Origin of the sequence: Bacteroides cellulosilyticus (assembly GCF_020091405.1) — a bacterium.
In the GTDB taxonomy this organism is placed as follows: domain Bacteria; phylum Bacteroidota; class Bacteroidia; order Bacteroidales; family Bacteroidaceae; genus Bacteroides.
Genome location: NZ_CP081903.1, coordinates 6,819,653 through 6,838,284 on the forward strand (window position 1 = coordinate 6,819,653; position 18,632 = coordinate 6,838,284).

15 protein-coding genes are annotated in these 18,632 nt (G+C 43.4%); 12 read left to right on the plus strand and 3 right to left on the minus strand.

Annotated features, from left to right (window positions below; translation table 11 throughout):
• The first annotated feature begins 468 nt into the window (after window positions 1-468).
• From K6V21_RS26175 to K6V21_RS26210, 8 genes are read left to right on the plus strand one after another with little or no spacing between them, the layout of a single operon-like run.
• Window positions 469-1,656 carry a hypothetical protein gene (locus tag K6V21_RS26175; protein ID WP_224320398.1) on the plus strand — a complete coding sequence of 396 codons (1,188 nt, stop codon included), beginning with the start codon at window positions 469-471 and terminating at the stop codon, window positions 1,654-1,656.
• A gap of 11 nt (window positions 1,657-1,667) precedes the next feature.
• Window positions 1,668-2,657: a nuclear transport factor 2 family protein gene (locus tag K6V21_RS26180; protein WP_224320399.1), complete on the plus strand. Its 990-nt coding sequence runs from the start codon at window positions 1,668-1,670 to the stop codon at window positions 2,655-2,657.
• Window positions 2,658-2,682: 25 nt separating this feature from the next.
• Entirely contained in the window at window positions 2,683-3,540 is an 858-nt protein-coding gene (locus K6V21_RS26185) for a hypothetical protein (RefSeq protein ID WP_224320400.1), read from the plus strand.
• 30 nt (window positions 3,541-3,570) lie between these two features.
• On the plus strand, window positions 3,571-4,974 hold the full coding sequence (locus K6V21_RS26190; protein WP_224320401.1) for a hypothetical protein: 1,404 nt from the start codon (window positions 3,571-3,573) through the stop codon (window positions 4,972-4,974).
• A gap of 20 nt (window positions 4,975-4,994) precedes the next feature.
• Entirely contained in the window at window positions 4,995-6,602 is a 1,608-nt protein-coding gene (locus K6V21_RS26195; protein WP_224320402.1) for a fimbrillin family protein, read from the plus strand.
• Between the two features lie 20 nt (window positions 6,603-6,622).
• Entirely contained in the window at window positions 6,623-8,263 is a 1,641-nt protein-coding gene (locus K6V21_RS26200) for a fimbrillin family protein (protein WP_224320403.1), read from the plus strand.
• 10 nt (window positions 8,264-8,273) lie between these two features.
• Entirely contained in the window at window positions 8,274-9,308 is a 1,035-nt protein-coding gene (locus tag K6V21_RS26205; protein ID WP_224320404.1) for a hypothetical protein, read from the plus strand.
• A gap of 12 nt (window positions 9,309-9,320) precedes the next feature.
• Entirely contained in the window at window positions 9,321-10,457 is a 1,137-nt protein-coding gene (locus tag K6V21_RS26210; protein WP_224320405.1) for a transglutaminase domain-containing protein, read from the plus strand.
• A gap of 83 nt (window positions 10,458-10,540) precedes the next feature.
• Here the strand turns inward: K6V21_RS26210 and K6V21_RS26215 are convergent, their stop codons facing one another.
• The 3 genes from K6V21_RS26215 to K6V21_RS26225 all read right to left on the minus strand — a co-directional run bounded on the left by K6V21_RS26215 (window position 10,541) and on the right by K6V21_RS26225 (window position 14,934).
• Window positions 10,541-11,980: a methyltransferase RsmF C-terminal domain-like protein gene (locus K6V21_RS26215; protein ID WP_224320406.1), complete on the minus strand. Its 1,440-nt coding sequence runs from the start codon at window positions 11,978-11,980 to the stop codon at window positions 10,541-10,543.
• A 147-nt stretch (window positions 11,981-12,127) separates the two neighbouring features.
• The gene (locus K6V21_RS26220; protein ID WP_224320407.1) at window positions 12,128-14,551 is read right to left on the minus strand and encodes a TonB-dependent receptor; all 2,424 of its coding nucleotides are present in this window, start codon (window positions 14,549-14,551) and stop codon (window positions 12,128-12,130) included.
• 47 nt (window positions 14,552-14,598) lie between these two features.
• Window positions 14,599-14,934: a hypothetical protein gene (locus K6V21_RS26225; RefSeq protein WP_044271733.1), complete on the minus strand. Its 336-nt coding sequence runs from the start codon at window positions 14,932-14,934 to the stop codon at window positions 14,599-14,601.
• A gap of 671 nt (window positions 14,935-15,605) precedes the next feature.
• On the opposite strand from K6V21_RS26225, the gene K6V21_RS26230 reads away from it, so the two are divergent.
• From K6V21_RS26230 to cls, 4 genes are all read left to right on the plus strand, one after another.
• On the plus strand, window positions 15,606-16,241 hold the full coding sequence (locus tag K6V21_RS26230; RefSeq protein WP_224320408.1) for a DUF6249 domain-containing protein: 636 nt from the start codon (window positions 15,606-15,608) through the stop codon (window positions 16,239-16,241).
• The gene (locus tag K6V21_RS26235; protein ID WP_007210408.1) at window positions 16,238-16,786 is read left to right on the plus strand and encodes an RNA polymerase sigma factor; all 549 of its coding nucleotides are present in this window, start codon (window positions 16,238-16,240) and stop codon (window positions 16,784-16,786) included. Before K6V21_RS26230 ends, K6V21_RS26235 begins: the two co-directional genes overlap by 4 nt.
• The gene (locus K6V21_RS26240; RefSeq protein ID WP_217714225.1) at window positions 16,770-17,099 is read left to right on the plus strand and encodes a DUF5056 domain-containing protein; all 330 of its coding nucleotides are present in this window, start codon (window positions 16,770-16,772) and stop codon (window positions 17,097-17,099) included. Before K6V21_RS26235 ends, K6V21_RS26240 begins: the two co-directional genes overlap by 17 nt.
• A 223-nt stretch (window positions 17,100-17,322) precedes the next feature.
• Window positions 17,323-18,507, plus strand: coding sequence for a cardiolipin synthase (gene cls, locus K6V21_RS26245; RefSeq protein WP_256141479.1), 1,185 nt, complete (start codon window positions 17,323-17,325; stop codon window positions 18,505-18,507).
• Window positions 18,508-18,632: the final 125 nt, after the last annotated feature.

An 18,632-nucleotide genomic window follows, 5' to 3' on the forward strand; every position in this document is an offset into this window, starting at 1 on the left:
GAAATGGTAACCATTCAGTTAGTGTACCTATGAGAAAGCAAAGAAGAGACATAAAAATCATAAAAAAAAACAATTTAATAACTTGCTTTTTAGAGCAATTTGTCTTTCCTTTGTAAGGTCATTTCCGTGGAACGCCGGGTGCGACGTTCCGCAAAAGCCGGAAATGACCTTTTTGAATAATACGGAAGCGTTAAAGATATTATCCCTAATTTGAAATTTCGCCAAATTTTTCTAATCCAACGGGGTAATAAGTAACAAGAACGCCTGCACCACATTATATATATACCCTTCATTCCAGAACCGTATATAATAGTGGGGGTGTGGGCTGTTACTTATTTGTTGGATGGGTGTTTGGCGATACCTCAAGTTAGAATAAGTAGCAGTCCCACGCTCCCTTTTTTATATACTTCCACTTCTTTACATACGGGGCTCGGTGGAAAACTAAGAAAGCATAAGCTTTAAGTTACCATGCAAAACGAGAAACAACATGTATGTTCAAAAACCGGATATACGGTTAAGGTAATTATAGCCCATCTGCTATTATTCATCTTCCTCACAGCGGGAGTAAAAGCAGACGTAGACAAGAAATTCCATTCTGCCAGATTGGAAAGTATCAGTATGCAACTGCACGAACGTTACCGAATAGATTGCATGACTTTACAGATACACTCCATTGAAAACAATATGCTTACAGTTGTACGAAATCCTTTTCAGGAAATCTGCCACATTGGTTTTCAACTTTTCCCCACAATACTTATCGAACAAAATCCTTCACCGGCGTATCGTTTTATCGAACGATATCTTTTAGAACTGTTTCTTCTGAAGGATGATGCCATTATTCGCCGACAGCTTTATGAAGACAAAGTCGTTATTCGCTTTAAAGGCGAACAGAGGGCAAATTTGTATGTATCACTTTTAGAGACACTTCCCCAGCTTAAGGGTAATGCATCATTAAGTATTACTACGGACAACAGCCATTATTCAGTGCTATGGTCAAAAAAAGATCATCCTCTGCTCCATCTCCGCTTTCCTATACAATACGAGTTATTGTGGGGCATGAATAAAAAAGAGATAGAAGCACATTTCTATCCGGATTTACTACTCTACACTTCCACAGTAACCAAACCAAAAGCATCTTTTCCTGCCGTCTCTTCAGAAAACTTACAAAACATAGGAGACAATCGTTTCGTGTGGAATGGAGAATGGTATGCTATCGGCAATGTAAATACCAATCAATACTATGAGCGACTACCGGATGGCAGTTACTCCCTCATATATAGCCCGAAGAAACCGGAAGAGTCTATCCGCAATTTATTTGTTTTGCCATGCGATCGTTCCATTACAGCCAGCGTCAATCAAAAGTTATATGGAGGAGAAGGTCTTTGTTTTGAAATCCCTTTAGTCCAACTTCTCAATTTTTGCCAACTGGAAGGCTGCGAGATATTTGTCGGTATCGAAGAATGTGGTAACAAGAAAATAAAAGGTATGCTGATTTTATTGAACCGCTCATCGGGCTACAACCACGTGATGCACTTCAACACAGACTTACGCATACTGGAACATCCGGAAAAATACAAAATGAATATTCAGTTGTATGCTTATGTACCTACACACAACATACACAGTCTGTTTTCTGAAAAAATAAATAACTACTAACAATAAAGGATATGGAAAATGTTAACAAGATTTTTTTGAAGGTGGCGGGCATAATACTCTTGATGCTATCGCCAATGACGGTCAAATCACAATACATGACCGAACTCTATCTGACCGATGTGAATAATGATGCAGTGAAAACCGCAGCGCAACAAAACATCGGTAAATTACTGACACAATTCAACATTGCCTATACAGACAGTGCGGCAGTAAAGTTTGAGGGCATAGACATCATACCCGCCGCACGAAAGACAATAGAAGATATGTGGCAAAACTCTCCGTTCCGTTGCGGAGAAACAGAAATCATAGAGCGTTGCCTCCATACTCATGATGGAAATTTTCAGGTACGCAACCTACCTGTATTCATAAAAGATAATGAAGGAAAAGAGGAATATCAGGAAGTTGTGATCAATTTCAACAAGAAAGGCACTATCACTGATTTCCACACGGCCATATCTTCCAACCTTTATGTCAAAGTGATAAAAAAAGGCTCTGACGTTACCGATCTTCGTTATCGGCAAATCATACTGGATTATGTAGAGCAATTCCGAACCGCATACAACACCAAAGACATGCCTTTCCTTGAGCAAATATATAGCGATGACGCACTGATCATTACCGGTAAAGTAATTAAGACAGCACCATCCGAGATGAACAATTTCATGTCGAAGGAAAAGGTTGTTTACAACAAACAGAGCAAGAAGGAATACCTTACCAACCTTGCCAGAGTGTTCAAAATCAATAAACGGATTCATGTGGTATTTGATGACCTTAAGGTAATGAAGCACCCCGCCAAAGAGGGATATTACGGCGTAACACTGAAACAAGGATACTCATCGGACAACTACAGCGATATAGGGTATCTGTTCCTGCTTTGGGATTTCAACAATCCGGATGCACCGCAGATACACGTCCGCACCTGGCAACCTGAGATGCTGAATGCGACCACTAAACTACCGGAAGAAGAAATCTTCACTTGCAACGATTTCGACATTAAATGAATTTAAACCCCAAAGAAAAAGAAACATGAAAAAGAACCTGCTTACATTCTCGCTCTTGTTCTGTTGCTGCCTGCTTATGCAAGGACAAGAAATAAAAGTAGAGGCATTTTCGAAATTAGAACGTGACCTTACACCAAGAACGGCCGAAAGGCTGGACTTGAATGATGAGCCTTGCTCTATCCTGAAAATTGTGGTTGCCCACGCCGGAGATTTCAGGTTTGAGGGAAATATTGTAGGAGATATACTGTACAAGGAAGGTGAAATCTGGATCTACATGCCCGCCGGCAGCCGGAACATCACCATTATGAATGACAAATATGGTGTATTGCGCTATGAGTTTCCCGAAAAGTTGAAAAAACAAACAGCTTACGAAGTACAAATAAAACTTGTGGAGAATTTGGAGAAGAAAGTCCGCACATTGGTCATGCCTGTCATCGGCATCGGTAAGGGACATCCGTCTTACGGGTTCATGCTGGGATTTGTACGCAACACCGGACCTTATCTGAAAGTGAAATATGACTTCAGCGGTTTCTCATCCGACCTGGAATGCGGAGATGACGGTATCATAAAAGGAGCTTCCGACGCTCCGTGGTACACGGGAGAGAAAAAACAGAGTCACCTGTCTGTAACGGCCGGCGTCATTCAGCGCTTGGGCAAGTTGTCACCTTTCTATGCATACGCCGGTTTAGGATATGGCTACAACAAGCTGGGCTGGAAAACGGTAAACGGTGATTGGGTAAAAAACACCGACCATTCTTGCAGTGGCATAGAGGCTGAAGTAGGCGGTATCTATCGTCTGAAAAACATCTCATTCATGGCAGGTGTGCAGACCAATAGTTTCAACTATGTGGAAGCCGCCTTGGGAGTGGGATTCATGTTCTAAAATCAGATAATCAACTAAAGGAAAATAAAGATGAAACGAAACATCATATTATATATAGTCGGCATTTGCTCCATCCTCATCGGATGCGGCGAATATCCCGGTCCTCATACCTTTGCGCCGAATGTTCTAAATGGAGAAGTGTATAACATTTATCGTTATGGAGCCACTGTTGACGGTGTTTTCATCAAACCGGACACAGATGCCGGTTCTGTAAAGCGATGCGGTATCTTACTTTCACTCTACTCAAGTATGGCAGAAGCAGATACAATAGAATCAGGAACAGTAGAATCAGGAAATAAGTTCACCCTATGGCTAAAGAATCTGAATTCTGACACACATTACTATTATCAGACATTTGCCGCCAACGACTTCAGCTTTTTGGCGAGCGAGAAAGTGAATGAATTTCAAACCTATAAGGAATGTCCGCCAGTCTTTGATAGAATCCGAATAGAAGAGCAGGATTGCAAAAGCCTTGTTCTTTCCGTACCGATGATAGATAAAGGTACAGATGGAGGGCTTTTCTCCAAAGGTTTCTGCTATAAGCTTGCCACATCGGAAAACGATCTGCCGTACGAGGACAGAGACAGCAAAGACATTCAAATCATAGAAACCGGAAATCCGCAGGAAATCAAAGCCCGCATCACAAACCTGAGACCGGGCAGGGAGTACGTGATACGCCCGTATGGCATCAATAGTGTGGATATAGGCTACGGGCCTGCTCTATTTATTTCCATGGAGAAAACGACCATACCCGTCATGTCCACCGTCACCGCCCTACCCTACGGCAACACTCCCACCGTACAGGCGGAGGCGTGGCTACTTGCCGCCGGTGAGAGCGCGATTGCAGAAATGGGATTCTGCTGGGACATTAATAACACCCCCACAGTGCAGGGACTGCACAAATCCGTTCCTTTCAAAGATGAAAATGAACCGATTGTCTCATTGATAGACTTAAAACCCAACACCACATACTATATGCGTGCTTATGCCATTAACGTAAACGGACAGGCCGGATATGGAGAAGTTTGCAGCATCCGTTTGGATGGAGAGTATGAGCTGGCTTTATCGGACATCATAATTGAGGATTGCACCACGCATTCTTTCTCTGTGTCTTCTTCTATTCTTTCGCCCGGTGCTGGGAAAGATGTCGTCATAGAAGGACAAGGCTTTTGTTATTCGGATGTTACCACCCCTGTAGTGAATGGGAATAATACTGTTACTGTTCCGGTGGATGACGTTGTGGACGGAGTTTTCAGCACGAAGGTCGACAATTTGGTTCCGGCTACCGAATATGCAATCAGAGCTTATCTGCAAACATCCGGGGGAATAATTTACAGCAATACAGCCACCGTCAAGACGCAGGAAGATCCTAAGCCGGATGGTGACATCAATGACTGGGAGGACAAAGGAGAAGAAGGTGGAATATTGAAATAAATGATCAGGAGGATAAATTAATGAAAAAAGACATTATAAAATGGATGATGGGATACGCTTGCTTCTTGGCATTCGTCTCTTGTTCGCAGACTGAAGAGGGTATGCAACTTCGCAACGAAAATGGCATTCGCTTCAGTGCCCGCATCGCCTCGCCGGCAACCAGAGTAACCGAACAGGCTTTTGAACCGGGAGATAACATCAGCGTATTTGCTTTTACGGACAATCAGGGATTCTTGGCAGATGCTTATGCAGCTAACGTGAAGTATAGTTATTCCGACGGTGCTTTCCGCCCTGCGGCAGAAGAAGGCATTGCCTACCCTACAAATGGCGGACTGGCTTTCTGGGCTATCTATCCCTATTGCGAGCAAGCGGCTTCGACTTTCAACTTCGAAGTGGCGGAAGACCAAAGCACGGCAGCCGCCTATGGAACCAGCGACTTGATGACAGCCTCCACAAGCTTGACCACGGAACAGAATCCGGCACTTTCTTTTTATCATCGCCTTGCTTGCGTAAAGTTTAAATGTTCGTTTGAGGAGGCAGAAGAGAAAGTTGTCTCCATTACAGTGAATAATGTGCAGAAAAATGTTTCCATTGATCTGAGTAACAACACGTATGAGGGGGCAGGTGAAATGATATCCGGTCTCTTGCCTTATCGCAACGATGATGGAAGTTACAAAATTCTCCTGCCTCCGCAGACTATTGCAACGGGAACTTCCTTCATGGTTGTTCACACCACTGCGGGAAAAGAATATACATGGAAAGTACCACGCGACTTACAATTGGCATCCGGTTGCCGATATACGTATAATTTGAAGGTTTCTGCCGGTAGGGAGATTGTGTTCTCAAGCAGTATTAATCCTTGGAATCAGGAGGAAAAGGATGTCAAGAAACGAGTGAAACAGATGATATGGGAAGGCTGGTCAGCGGGAGAATTACTTGATGGAAATGCATATAATTACAAATATGATGAGCAAGGACGACTTATAGACTGTAGTGGACCTACCTATGGTGTTGCAACCGGAAGTGATTCCACTAAGATTTCTTATATAGCCAATACTATTATAGCTGAAAATAAAGAGTATATTGTAGAAACTGACAAAAATCCATACACCAGGACAAGTAGATATGTATACACATTGGATGATAAAGGATTAGTCATTAAAATCAATGACTCTACCTCAGGTGAACCTACTTCAGAATCAGCCCTTTCTTACACCAATGGATACTTGACAACATTGACACGCAATACGGAGGGCAGTGTATATTCCCACCTCTTTGAATGGACAGATGGAAAGATGACAAAAATGTGGATAGATGAAAACCATTATTCAACCATAAACTATACTTCAACAGCTGGTTACAAAGCACCCTTTAGTGTTTGTGGAATGATAGTCGGCATCTTCTGCGAAACAGTGTTAGATGGCTTTTTCCCTTTGCCAAATACATATTTTGGAAATGGAATGGAATATTTACCGGCACAAACGAAGTGCATTTGGTTAGGAGATCCTCCTGTTACTGAAACCAATACGTACGAAACCGATGCCGATGACTATGTTACAAAACTTGTAGTAGAGGATAGCTATAATAACTATACTACCTATACTTTTACCTATGAGAATATTGAGTAATAAGATAAAACAGCTTCATCATGAAAACATCTTTAAAACCAAAATATTTCCCCCTGGCGGTTATAGCAGCACTCCTTACCGCATGCAGTCAAAACGAAGAGAACATCTTGACAAGTTCAAACGGAGTATGTTTCACTGCTTCTATCGGAGAAAACCACACACGTGCCACAGAAGAATCATTCGAAGCAAACGATGCAATCAGTGTCTTTGCTTTCAAGAACGAGACTGGATTCAGTGGAGAAGAATACGCCCACAACAGAAAGTACAGCTTTCAGAACCAACAATTCACTGCGGACGAGCAAAATATAATTAAGCAACCCACAGATGGAAGCCAACTCTCATACGTAGCGGTCTATCCATATAGCGAAGCGGCTGATGCAAAATTCAATTTTCAAGTGAAAGAGGATCAAGCGACAGGAAGCAATTACACCCAGTCCGACTTGATGATGGCCTCCACTTACCTTACTGACAACCAATCTCCTACCCTAATGTTCAGTCATTGCCTGTCAAGCGTTGTGATAAATCTTTCTTTTGCAAAAGCACCGGCAGGAAATGTCAGCGTAAAGATTACAAATGTCTCTGCCACCGCCGCCGTAAATTTGTCAACCGCCACTTTTGCCGGGAACGGTGAGACAAGCAAGTCAGTGATTGCCGCTTACAACGGAACAAATAGCTATAAAGCGATTCTTCCTCCACAAACAACGAGTGCGGGAAATACAGGCATTGAGATTATTGTTGGAGATGCCACGCCTTTGTCTTATAAGTTTCCGGAAACTATCGAATGGAAGTCGGGGATTCGATACAACTACACGTTCTATATAGATGAAGATGGAACTATCCATACAACACCCACCGTCACTACAACAAAGCGACTTAAAAAGCATATCTTTGAGTTATTGGAAAGCGAAGTGCAAGATAATGCAATATATGGTTTTAGCCTTCCGTATCAAATTGAGTTCTATTACGATGAAAAAGGAAGACTCTCTAAACTGATTATGGATACAATGAATGAAGAAGGTTCACCTAACACCTATACCGAAAGCTTAACGTATTCAGAGCAAAATATTAAAGTCGTTGAAGACAATAATGGAGATTATATCTGCCATACAACTTGTAATATAGATGGAAACAATAGAATAACCCAAATAATAGACCAATATGAAGCTGATCACATACACACAACTCAATGCTCATATACAAACGGATATCTGACTCAAATAGCATTGTCGTGTCCCCAAGCCCCACAAGATAATTGGATACAAAACAACCAATGGGAAAACGGGAGAATAACAAGTTCTGAGGTTTTAGACCAGACAACGATGGAAACTATGGAGAATGTCACACTAAAGTATTCTGCAAACTCTGATTCTTACAAATATCCAATGTCAGCATATCTTCTTTTTGAAACCGAGTTAATGTCATTAGCATATCTTCCAGAATCTTATTTGGGAACAAAGACAAACGGGATTCCTATTGAAACGATAGAATATGATACAAACTCCCGTCATACATATCGATGCACTTACACAATTGAAGCTGACGAAGACAGCTATATAACCAAACTAATCGAAACTTGTATAGAAACGGATAAGAATGGAAATGTTATAGGCAGAGAGGCCGGCTCTATAACCTTCATTTATGAAGAAGTAGTAACAAATTAAATACTATATCATGAAGAAAACAATATTAACATTTATCACTATCCTTGCAGCAACTACCGGTTTCACTCAGAATACATCAAACGATTCCATAAGGAGTAAAGTGCGTGAAATCAAGCTGAGCGAAAAGTATGTATACGCCGAATCCAGCAGCACGACGGATTTCGCCGAGGCCAAACTGGCAGTTGGCGAAAAATTGCATGCCACTGCCATAAGCTTGATGGCCGAACACCAGAAAGGAAAAGAGGAAATGAAGAATATCTGGGCAAAAGCTGAAAAGCAAAAACTGTTTATGGAATACACCAATGGTCCCTTGTTCAAAGTGTTTACTTATGTACCCAAAAGCAGCCTGATAAAAATACCAACCAAGACTGAAGCTGCCACCAATACTGCGACCAATGCAGTGACCACTCCACCACAACCCGCACTTGCCGCCGCCCCAATTGTTGAGGACACCTTGGCAGATACGCCTTCAGTCGCTGAAACAGATAGTATTATCCAAATTGTGGCGCAACAAACAGGGCAACCCGTCACTCCGCAAGACCCGCATATTCAAAAAGAAAAAGTTTACAACGTGGATGAAAATACCGCGGCACTGATACTCAAAATGCTCCCTATCGCCGATTCCAAACATTCTTCCACTGAAAAGCCCGATATGTCACAATCATCGGCAGATGAAGCTCAGACAGCGACAGAGGAGAAAGCAACAGAAGAACAAACCGCACAGGTTGAAGTCCCCACCCCCTGGACAGGCATTTCGGAAAGCACCCGCAGAGTACTGACTGATTTGCTTGCCATGGAAACTTACGAAAGTGCCATGATCTATCTGAGTGCCATGAAAGAAGACGGCAGGTTAATGTATGGTTCACTCAAAAAGGTTATCATGCCTGAACGCTCCTATCTGCTCATAATAAAAGACGGGAAAGTAGAAACTGTATTGAGCAAAGGGACGAGTGAACGTACCAATCTGAAAAGCCTGAAGCAGGAGTCTATTCGTAAATATATCGGCTATGGCATCATTTGGATACAAGTCTTCGACAAGAACTAAAAAACAAAAGCCATGAAAGAAAGATTATATTCATGTTTAGGAGTATTGTTACTGTGCATCTCTACAAGTATAGTATATGGCCGGACGATATCGTCCACTGCAATGCCCGCCCTTGCTCCCGGAAAGATTCCTGAAGAATATACCTATTCTGTCGACTCGCTTGCGTTGTATATAGACAGTCATTATGACGAAGAGAAAAGTAAGGTGCAGGCCGTGTATACCTGGATTACTTCTAACTTGAGCTACAATGTCTATACCACCTTTACTTCCCGTAATGAAGTTTATAGCGAAGCGCAAGAACTGAAGAATACACTGCTCACCCGTGAAGGTGTCTGCCGTCAATTCGCTTTGCTTTTTACGAGAATCGTTGAAAAGATGGGGATTCCCGCTTTTGTCATCAATGGTTATACCAGAAGCAAAGCCGGCGTCGTCATGCCCGAACCGCATGATTGGTGTGCCGCTAAGATCGGCGCGCAATGGTATCTGTACGACCCGACATTCGGGATGGGATATATAGATAATTACCAATTTGTACAGGCGCAAAGCATGAAATATTGCCATGTACCGGCCGAAGAATCGATTCAGACACACATGCCCTACGATCCTATATGGCAGTTGCTGGCTTATCCTTACCCCTATCAGGAATTCGACAAAGGAACTTTTCAACAAAAACCGGAAAATCCGTTCTGTAACTTTAACGATTCTATACAAAAGTATCTGCGACAACCACGTTTGAATCAGCTAATCTCTGCTTGTGACCGTGTGCTGAGAAATGGGCAGGCCAACAGGCTTACCCAATACTACCTGCAACTGACACAAGCAAACATTGGCGTATATCGCCAGCGTGAAGTATATGACATTTATAACAAGACAATAAAACTTCAGAACCAAGGGTGTGATCTCCTCAGCGACTTTATCCTTTATCGCAAAAACGGATTGAAACCCCGAAAGAGTGCAAAGGAGATGTGTGGAAAAGTGGACAAAGCCCTACAAACAGCCATTGCAGCGGACAGTTTACTCCATACAGCACGTAATATCCCCCAACAATATGCTTCGGCCGTACGGAATTTACAAACCTCCATCAGTGAATTGATAGAAGAGATAAATAGACAAAAGGTATTTATAGATGAGCATTCAAAAGGTTCTTAAACACTGTTTAAACTTACCTAGTAGTAGTTGGTCAGCTACCTAGTAGTAGTTACCTAACTATTACTAGGCAATGGCCCAACTACCTATAGGTTGTACTTCCCTGATAAGATTAATATCTCTTCCGGCAAATATCCGCTACGTATCCTCCACTCTTGCGGATAAAGATTATTAGCGCGGTTGCCTATATTCTTCACAAAACCTAAAGGAATATAGTTATAAGTCAACAACACATATCCACGTGGAGCTTCTGCGGAAAGCACGATCGCCTCTTTACGCAAATAAGCAATAGCCTGCTCATACGACACTTCTTCATGGGGAAAAGTATCATCACGCAGTATTTGGCTCATGGCAAGGGCATGATTAGGAATCAAGTCCTTCCCCTTCATTTCGGCAAGGGCAACACCCGCCTGAATGACACGAAGAGATTGCTGCAAAGACGACAGTTCCGGCAGATATTCTTTTGGAAAAGCCGTGATATTCGTTCCGTTTACTGAAAGTTCATAATCATCCGGAGAAAGAAGCCAACCCCGAGCAACGGCCAGTTGCTCTTTGGAAACACTGGAAGCCATCTTTTTCTTTCCTTGTGCAGAAGTTGATTTATACCCGGTTTGCAGACTACCCTCCTCCGGTTTACGAAGTACGGCAAGGAAAAAACCTTCACCCTTTGTACGGTGAGGCAGAAAACGATATACAGGAAAATCTTCACCAGCAAGCAAGTTTCCGGTAATGTTCCACGCTGTCAGAGCATCTACCGGAAGTATCTCTGCACCGAATTCATCACGCATCCAGCGGATATTTTCTTCATCTTCCTGCGTATTATACGTGCAAGTGCTATAGATAAGCAATCCGCCCGGTTTCAGACTGGGCCATATATCGGAGATGATACGTCGTTGACGTTGCCAGCAGATTTCCACATTCTCCGGACTCCACTCGCTGACGGCAACGGGATCTTTACGGAACATACCTTCACCGGAACAGGGAACATCGGTCAGTATGACATCGAAGAAGTCTTCCAGATCAGCGAAGTCTGCCGGATCGTTATTGGTTACAACCACACCAGGATGCCCCCACTTCGTCAGATTCTCCGCCAGGATTTGCGAACGGTTACGAATTACTTCGTTTGCTACCAACAGGCTGCCTGTAGGCAATACACTGCGGGCATGAGTAGATTTTCCACCGGGAGCGGCGCAAAGGTCAAGCATCACGGAAGGCGTTTCACCGATATACTGCTTTAATACTTGCTCCACAAACATGGAAGATGCCTCCTGCACATAGTAACATCCGGCATGAAACAACGGATCGAAGGTAAACGTCAATCGACGGTCAAGGTAGATACCTGTTGCTGACCAGGGCACACGCCCGAAAGAGGTATGAAAAAGACTGAATGAAGAATTGGGTAGTTTTTCTTCATTCAGCCGGATACTTACAGGCTGCTCGTCATTCAGAGCGTCTGTCAGTTTATTATATTCTTCATCTCCCAGGAGGGAACGTGTACGGTCTGCAAAAGATACGGGTAAGTCCATGTGCCAAATTGTTTGTTATTATTTCCGCAAAGGTAATGCAAATCGAATGCATAACTTTCATGCTTGCATGAAAAAGTTATGCTGAGATGCAGCTTATCTTCCTCAAAGGTAACATAAAAAGGCAATACAAGGCAAACCCGCCGGGCACTAAAAACTAAGCTTGACTCCCGCAAAGTAGGAACGAGGCGCTCCCGGACCATAAATGTAACCGGAATCGCGGGTGGCTCCTTTATCAAAATCTTTCTGATAGGAGTTGAAGATATTCTGTACTCCCACATTGAATTGCAGGCACATGCCGGAAAAATCTATATCATAAGCTACCTTGGCACCCAGTTCGAAGAAATCCGGGCTTTTCACCAACAGGTCTGCCGTACCATCCACTTCGGACATCAAATGAGGCACATACATTTGCCCGGTATAATTACCGTTCAGGGCTACAGACAATGCTTTTGTAGGATTGAAAGTGGCAGTAAAGTAACCATAAACATCGGGGGTACGCAATATCCGGTCGCTATGGCGTTCTTCATCCGACAAATGTTCCTTGTCTGCACTCCACTCCTCGGGAGAATCGTACAGACTGCGTTGCACGGTCAGTCCCGCCTGCAACTGGATTTTATCACGCCAAGCGATCTTTCCTTCCAATGTACCACCATACACCTTTGCACCGGAACCGTTGACACGGGTTTGTATCAGATATCCACTACCGTTCGGATCTTCTATCGGTGCTGTCAGTACAAACGGATCGGAGAGTTTCGTGAAGAAACCTTCTATCAACAAATTTGCTTGGAAATCACCGAAGTAATGATACCAATCCATCGAAGCGTTCACGCTGCGCGAACGTTCTTCTTTCAGATCCTTAGCACGAACGATGGAAATCAACCCGCCTCCCACATTACTAATATGTAAGTCTTCGTCGAAAGCCTGCGGAGCACGGAAACCTTCAGCATAACTGAAACGGATATTTATGTCCTGCGTAGGGTTGTAGCGGATATTGGCACGGGGACTGAAAATGGCTTTACTCATAATGCTATTCTTGTCCAGACGTCCGCCTATCAGAAAACTCCACTGCTCGCTTTTCCATTCATTCTGCACATAGGCACTCGCAATGTTCACAATCTGTTTCAAGGGATCGGGTGTATACTTATCAATCAACTGTTGCAGACGGTCTCCTGTTGCAGTGGGATCTTCCGCCAAAGCGGCATCCCGATATTTTTGCATATCCGTTGCTTTGTCGTCCAGATTATCATGATTAAATTCTACTCCACCCGTCAAGTCGGAAGGCATGAAGAAGAGCTTATCAAAATGATAGATATACTGGGCGCCCAATACGCCGGTGAAATCGGTGGTATGCCCATAGGCACTGTAATAACTGTCGCGCACGATATGCTGGGCAGAGGCGTATGCATTGAACGCATGCTTCTGATCCTTAGAGAAGGCACCGAACTTCAAGCCGCCCGTATTGATGGAATGTTCGATCTGCTCCACCAGTCCGGGTTCGCCGGAACCATTCAGATTGGCATCTTCGGCAATGTGAGGCGGCAGATCAAAGCGGTTACCGCCACGGCGAAACTCTTCCATGTGATGATATTCCAGATTCAACTTGGAATAGGGGCTCAGCCTATAATAAGCGTTCACGCCTACTGTCTGGTTCTTCAATTTGGGTAATTCGGAAAAACCGTCACCGTTGGAATCCCATGCCGAACGGTGGCGGTTCTGCCCGTAGATGTAAGCTCCCATTTTGTTATCCGAAGATACCAGGGAAAGGTTAAGCGTAGTATTATTGTCAAACGAACCGGAGCCATCAAAATTGGAGATAGAGTGGGCAAACGAACCTGAGTTGCGGAGAGGTTCTTTCGTGATAATATTCACTGTTCCGGCAATGGCCGAAGAGCCGAAAAGAGCCGAACCGCCTCCACGTACCACTTCCACACGCTCTATCATATTAGCGGGAATCTGCTCCAAGCCGTAGACGCCTGCCAATGCAGAAAAGATGGGACGGGAATCAATCAGTATCTGTGTATATTTCCCATCCATACCATTGATACGTACCTGTGAGTAGCCACAATTCTGGCAATCGTTTTCTACACGTACGCCCGGCTGGAAGACGAGACCTTGCGACAAGGTATGCGAATTGGTCATGTCGAATAGTTTCGGAGTAACGACCTTTACCAAGGTAGGTGCCAGTCGGCGAGCGGTTTCATTACGATTGGCTGTAACAACTACGCCATCCAGGGCTACCATATCTTCTTCCAGTTCGAAGTTTTCTTCCAGCGTCTTACCCCGTTTAAGGGTTACTTTTCGTTCTTGTGGTTTATAACCTACGGCACTGACGGAGAGTATGAACTCACCTTCCGGAAGGTTCTTCAGAAAATAATGTCCGGTACCATCGGTCATAGTTCCGATAGTGGTCCCTTTCAGGGCTACTGTCATATAAGGAAGGTGTTCTCCTGTTTTTTTCTCTAATATGTGGCCAATGATATTGGCGTCAGATTTATTTAAATCAATTGCATAAGCGGTGTGGGAGAGCAATGTACACATCACTCCCACCACGAAAAAGATATATTTTTTCATGTAGTTCTAATTTTTAATGGATTTTTTAATAAGGGGAATTCCTATTGTCAATGAACTACAGGTGGTGCACGCAGACTGATGCCGCAACGAACTCGCACGCACTTGGTATGTTCTACAGCCGGAACACTCAGTACACGCAATAAAATAAGGAAAGCCGATGCGGCAAAAAGAATAGCAGGTAGAGAAGAAGCTACAAAAGAAGAAAGGAAGAATATCGTTTCAACCTGCGCTTCCGTATGGCTATGTTCACCTTTGAACGGGTGGGAATGTACAATAATTACCCCATTTACCACATGCGAGTGAGTAAACAGTGTAATACCTCCTAAATATGCGATAAATAATAAAGGAAGGAACCATTTCAATATATTCCGTAACTTCTCCAAAAAGCGTTTTAATATAGATTTGCGAAAGTAACACTAATTACAATAAGAAGCAACCGGATTTAGTTGTTTTAACCGGATATAAAGCAAAATACCTACATCTTATGAGTACAAGAAGTCTGATATTACATTATTATTAAATAAAACTGATCCATTTTTGTAGGGTTATGAATTAAATGGGTACGCGGACGACGCGGATAAGGCGGACGAACGCGGACTTTAATTTATTAATAGTATAGCGCAGCTTTTTAAATCCGCGTTCGTCCGCCTTATCCGCGTCGTCCGCGTACCCATTTGCTTCATTTCTGTAGCTCGTAACTTTATTCATTTCTTTTTCTGATATGCATTATGTAGGAGTGAACTGAAGAACGTAACTTCTTGTGTGATAGCCGACTTGGTGTTCCACTAAGATTGGTCGTAGTGAAACACTAGTTCAGTCGTAGTGGGAAGTGGTTTCAGTCGTAGTGGGAAGTATGTTCAGTCCTAATGGGAATATAGTTCATTGTTGCACCGGAAAGAATCAATCCCACATCCCCCTTTACATCTAAAATGTCTGCAAATACTTTCAGATAATACCGATTTTCTAAAAAAAATATCGTCTCTTTGCAACTTTCTAACTGGCATGATACGTCTAACACACAAAGAAACAATAAAAGATAAAACAAAATATGATTATGAAACGGATAATTTTAGCACTCATCGCCGCCATGACATTATGTTCACTGGTACAGGCAAAAAACAGAACGGTTACAGAAAACGACAGTCTGGGGAACAAAAAACGCGTGATTGAACTGCGCGATACTACCATCGACGGAAAGACAGTAACCGATACGCTCAGCATCATGACCTACGAAGGCAGTAGCTCAGACGGCAAAAGCGATAAAGGATGGAAACACCACAACGGCAGTGGTTGGAACTGGGACTTCGATTTAGGTGGCAAAACCTCTGAAACCATCATTTCAGTTACTGCCATTGTCTTCATCTTCGGTCTGCCGCTACTCATCGTCTTTACGGTATTCTTCTTCAATTACAAAAATCGAAAAGCCAAATACCGCCTTGCAGAACAAGCACTTTCGAGCGGTCAACAACTGCCTGAAGACTTCTTCAAGAATGCGGAGAAAACAGAAGATATCCGTACCAAAGGTATCAAAAACATCTTCATCGGCATCGGATTGTTCATCTTCCTCTGGGCCATTACCGGGAACTTCGGAGTGGGCTGCGTCGGACTGCTGATCATGTTCACCGGATTCGGACAATTAGTTATCTATTATACGCAAGACTCTAATAAAAAGAACAACCGGGAGAGATGAGCCAACTCAATGACATATCGTTAGTCGCACAGGTCGTGGTGTTTCGCAACACCAGGGCCTTCGACCAGTTAGTGAAAAAGTACCAGTCGCCCGTGCGACGGTTCTTCCTCAATCTGACTTGCGGCGACAACGAGTTGAGTGACGACCTGGCGCAGGACACGTTTATCAAAGCCTACACCAACCTGGCTTCATTCAAAAACCTGTCCAATTTCTCCACCTGGCTCTACCGTATTGCATATAATGTATTTTATGATTATCTTCGCAGTCGGAAGGAGACAGCCGACCTCGACACCCGGGAAGTGGATACCCGCTGGAACACCAGCCAAGATGACGTAGGACAACAGATGGACGTTTACCGGGCGCTGGCGACACTAAAAGAAATGGAACGAACCTGTATCACCTTGTTCTATATGGAAGATCAGAGCATCGAAAAGATTGCAGGTATCACGGGATGCCCGGCGGGAACAGTCAAAAGCCACCTCTCGCGGGCGAAAGAAAAAATGGCTACCTACTTAAAACAAAATGGTTATGACGGAAACAACTGATGATAAACTTTTGCAGCAGTTCTTCTCTGACAATCGGAAAGAGATAGAAGATAACGGCTTCAGCCGTCGCGTGATGCACCACCTGCCCGACCGGTATTACCGGATTTCGCAGTTGTGGAGCTTGTTCTGTTTTACGCTTGCCGTAGTGTTGTTCTTTGTTCTCGACGGCTTGCAGCTGGTGCTGGGGGCCTTACGCGAAACTTTCACCAGCGCCATACAAAGCGGTGCAGCGGAACTAGATCCCAAATCACTGATTATAGTGGCAGTAGTATTGGTCTACTTAGGATATCGCAAGATTTGTTCTTTAGCATAAAGCTCATTTATTCTTGCAATAAATCCGTTTGCCCTTACAATAATTTAGTTAGCCCTTGCCTGCATTTTGCAGGTCAAGGGCTAATTTTTTTTAACTGAGCAAACATTTCTCATCAATAAATTGTATCTTTGTCGACTCAATTAGAAAAACTAACTAAGCGTAAGAAGTTTTGAGAAGAATATTATTCATCATATTATCATCTGCATTATTCTTTATAGGAAATATTCACGCGCAAGTCGCCACCAGTGACTCGCTCGTGATGCATTATCTACAACAACAAGGCATTCCGGTTACCGCCAACAATGAAGTAAAGCTTCTGATGAGCGGACGGGAGAAGTTTCTGGATCTCTTCGAAGAAATACGCCACGCCAAACATCACATTCATCTGGAATACTTCAATTTCCGCAATGACTCCATAGCCAATGCCCTGTTCGACTTACTGGCTGAAAAAGTACAGGAAGGTGTGGAAGTCCGTGCTCTCTTCGATGCTTTCGGTAACTGGTCTAATAACAAACCATTAAAGAAACATCACCTGAAAGCAATCCGTGACCGGGGCATTGAAATAGTGAAATTTGACCCGATCACCTTCCCATGGATCAATCATGCCATGCATCGCGATCATAGGAAAATCGTAGTGATTGACGGCAAAATAGGATATACCGGTGGTATGAATATAGCCGACTATTACATCACGGGACTGCCCAAAATCGGTCAATGGCACGACATGCACATGCGTATCGAAGGAGATGCAGTGCGCTATCTGCAAGGTATCTTCCTCACTATGTGGAACCAGGAGACTAAACAGCACGTCGGCGGCCCCGTTTACTTTCCGGATATACCGCAACTCCCCGACAGTATAGCCGAAGAAATAGCCATAGTAGACCGTACACCAAGGGAAACTCCCCGCTCCATCAGTCACGCTTATGCAGCATCCATTGGAGCAGCGCAACATAGCATACAGATTGTGAACCCCTACTTTGTACCGACCAAATCCATCCGGAAGGCTATTAAATATGCATTAAAAAAAGGTACTGAAGTGGAAATCATGATACCTGCCGTTTCTGATATTCCTTTCACCCCGGAAGCATCTTTCTATATCGTACACAAGCTGATGAAGAAAGGGGCAAAAGTTTATCTCTTTAACGGAGGCTTCCACCATTCCAAGATTATGATGGTAGACCGGAATTTCTGTACTGTGGGTACGGCTAATCTGAATAGCCGCAGTCTGCGATATGACTTTGAAACGAATGCGTTTATTTTCGATCCTACAATCACTCACCAGTTGAATGATATGTTTGAACGGGATAAAAAGAATAGTACGCTATTGACTCCCGAAGTTTGGAAAAAGCGTTCAGGATGGAAGAAGTTTGTAGGTTGGGTGGGTAACTTAATGACACCGTTCCTTTAATTATACCGCCGTTCCTCTAATTTTTAATTGAAAATTATTCGATGCTATCTGCCGAAGTTTAGTTACCTTTGGCGAGGCAAAAAAAAGATTGTCCCTTTTGTTGTTTATAATTCGTAATCTGCAAT

Excerpts from the sequence above, each read along its gene's own strand:
- K6V21_RS26175 (WP_224320398.1), top strand. The coding sequence starts at position 469 with ATGCAAAACGAGAAACAACATGTATGTTCAAAAACCGGATATACGGTT.
- K6V21_RS26205 (WP_224320404.1), top strand. The coding sequence starts at position 8,274 with ATGAAGAAAACAATATTAACATTTATCACTATCCTTGCAGCAACTACC.
- K6V21_RS26220 (WP_224320407.1), bottom strand. The coding sequence starts at position 14,551 with ATGAAAAAATATATCTTTTTCGTGGTGGGAGTGATGTGTACATTGCTC.
- K6V21_RS26235 (WP_007210408.1), top strand. The coding sequence starts at position 16,238 with ATGAGCCAACTCAATGACATATCGTTAGTCGCACAGGTCGTGGTGTTT.
- K6V21_RS26185 (WP_224320400.1), top strand. The coding sequence starts at position 2,683 with ATGAAAAAGAACCTGCTTACATTCTCGCTCTTGTTCTGTTGCTGCCTG.
- K6V21_RS26180 (WP_224320399.1), top strand. The coding sequence starts at position 1,668 with ATGGAAAATGTTAACAAGATTTTTTTGAAGGTGGCGGGCATAATACTC.
- K6V21_RS26215 (WP_224320406.1), bottom strand. The coding sequence starts at position 11,980 with ATGGACTTACCCGTATCTTTTGCAGACCGTACACGTTCCCTCCTGGGA.
- K6V21_RS26210 (WP_224320405.1), top strand. The coding sequence starts at position 9,321 with ATGAAAGAAAGATTATATTCATGTTTAGGAGTATTGTTACTGTGCATC.
- K6V21_RS26230 (WP_224320408.1), top strand. The coding sequence starts at position 15,606 with ATGAAACGGATAATTTTAGCACTCATCGCCGCCATGACATTATGTTCA.
- K6V21_RS26240 (WP_217714225.1), top strand. The coding sequence starts at position 16,770 with ATGACGGAAACAACTGATGATAAACTTTTGCAGCAGTTCTTCTCTGAC.
- K6V21_RS26200 (WP_224320403.1), top strand. The coding sequence starts at position 6,623 with ATGAAAACATCTTTAAAACCAAAATATTTCCCCCTGGCGGTTATAGCA.
- K6V21_RS26190 (WP_224320401.1), top strand. The coding sequence starts at position 3,571 with ATGAAACGAAACATCATATTATATATAGTCGGCATTTGCTCCATCCTC.
- K6V21_RS26195 (WP_224320402.1), top strand. The coding sequence starts at position 4,995 with ATGAAAAAAGACATTATAAAATGGATGATGGGATACGCTTGCTTCTTG.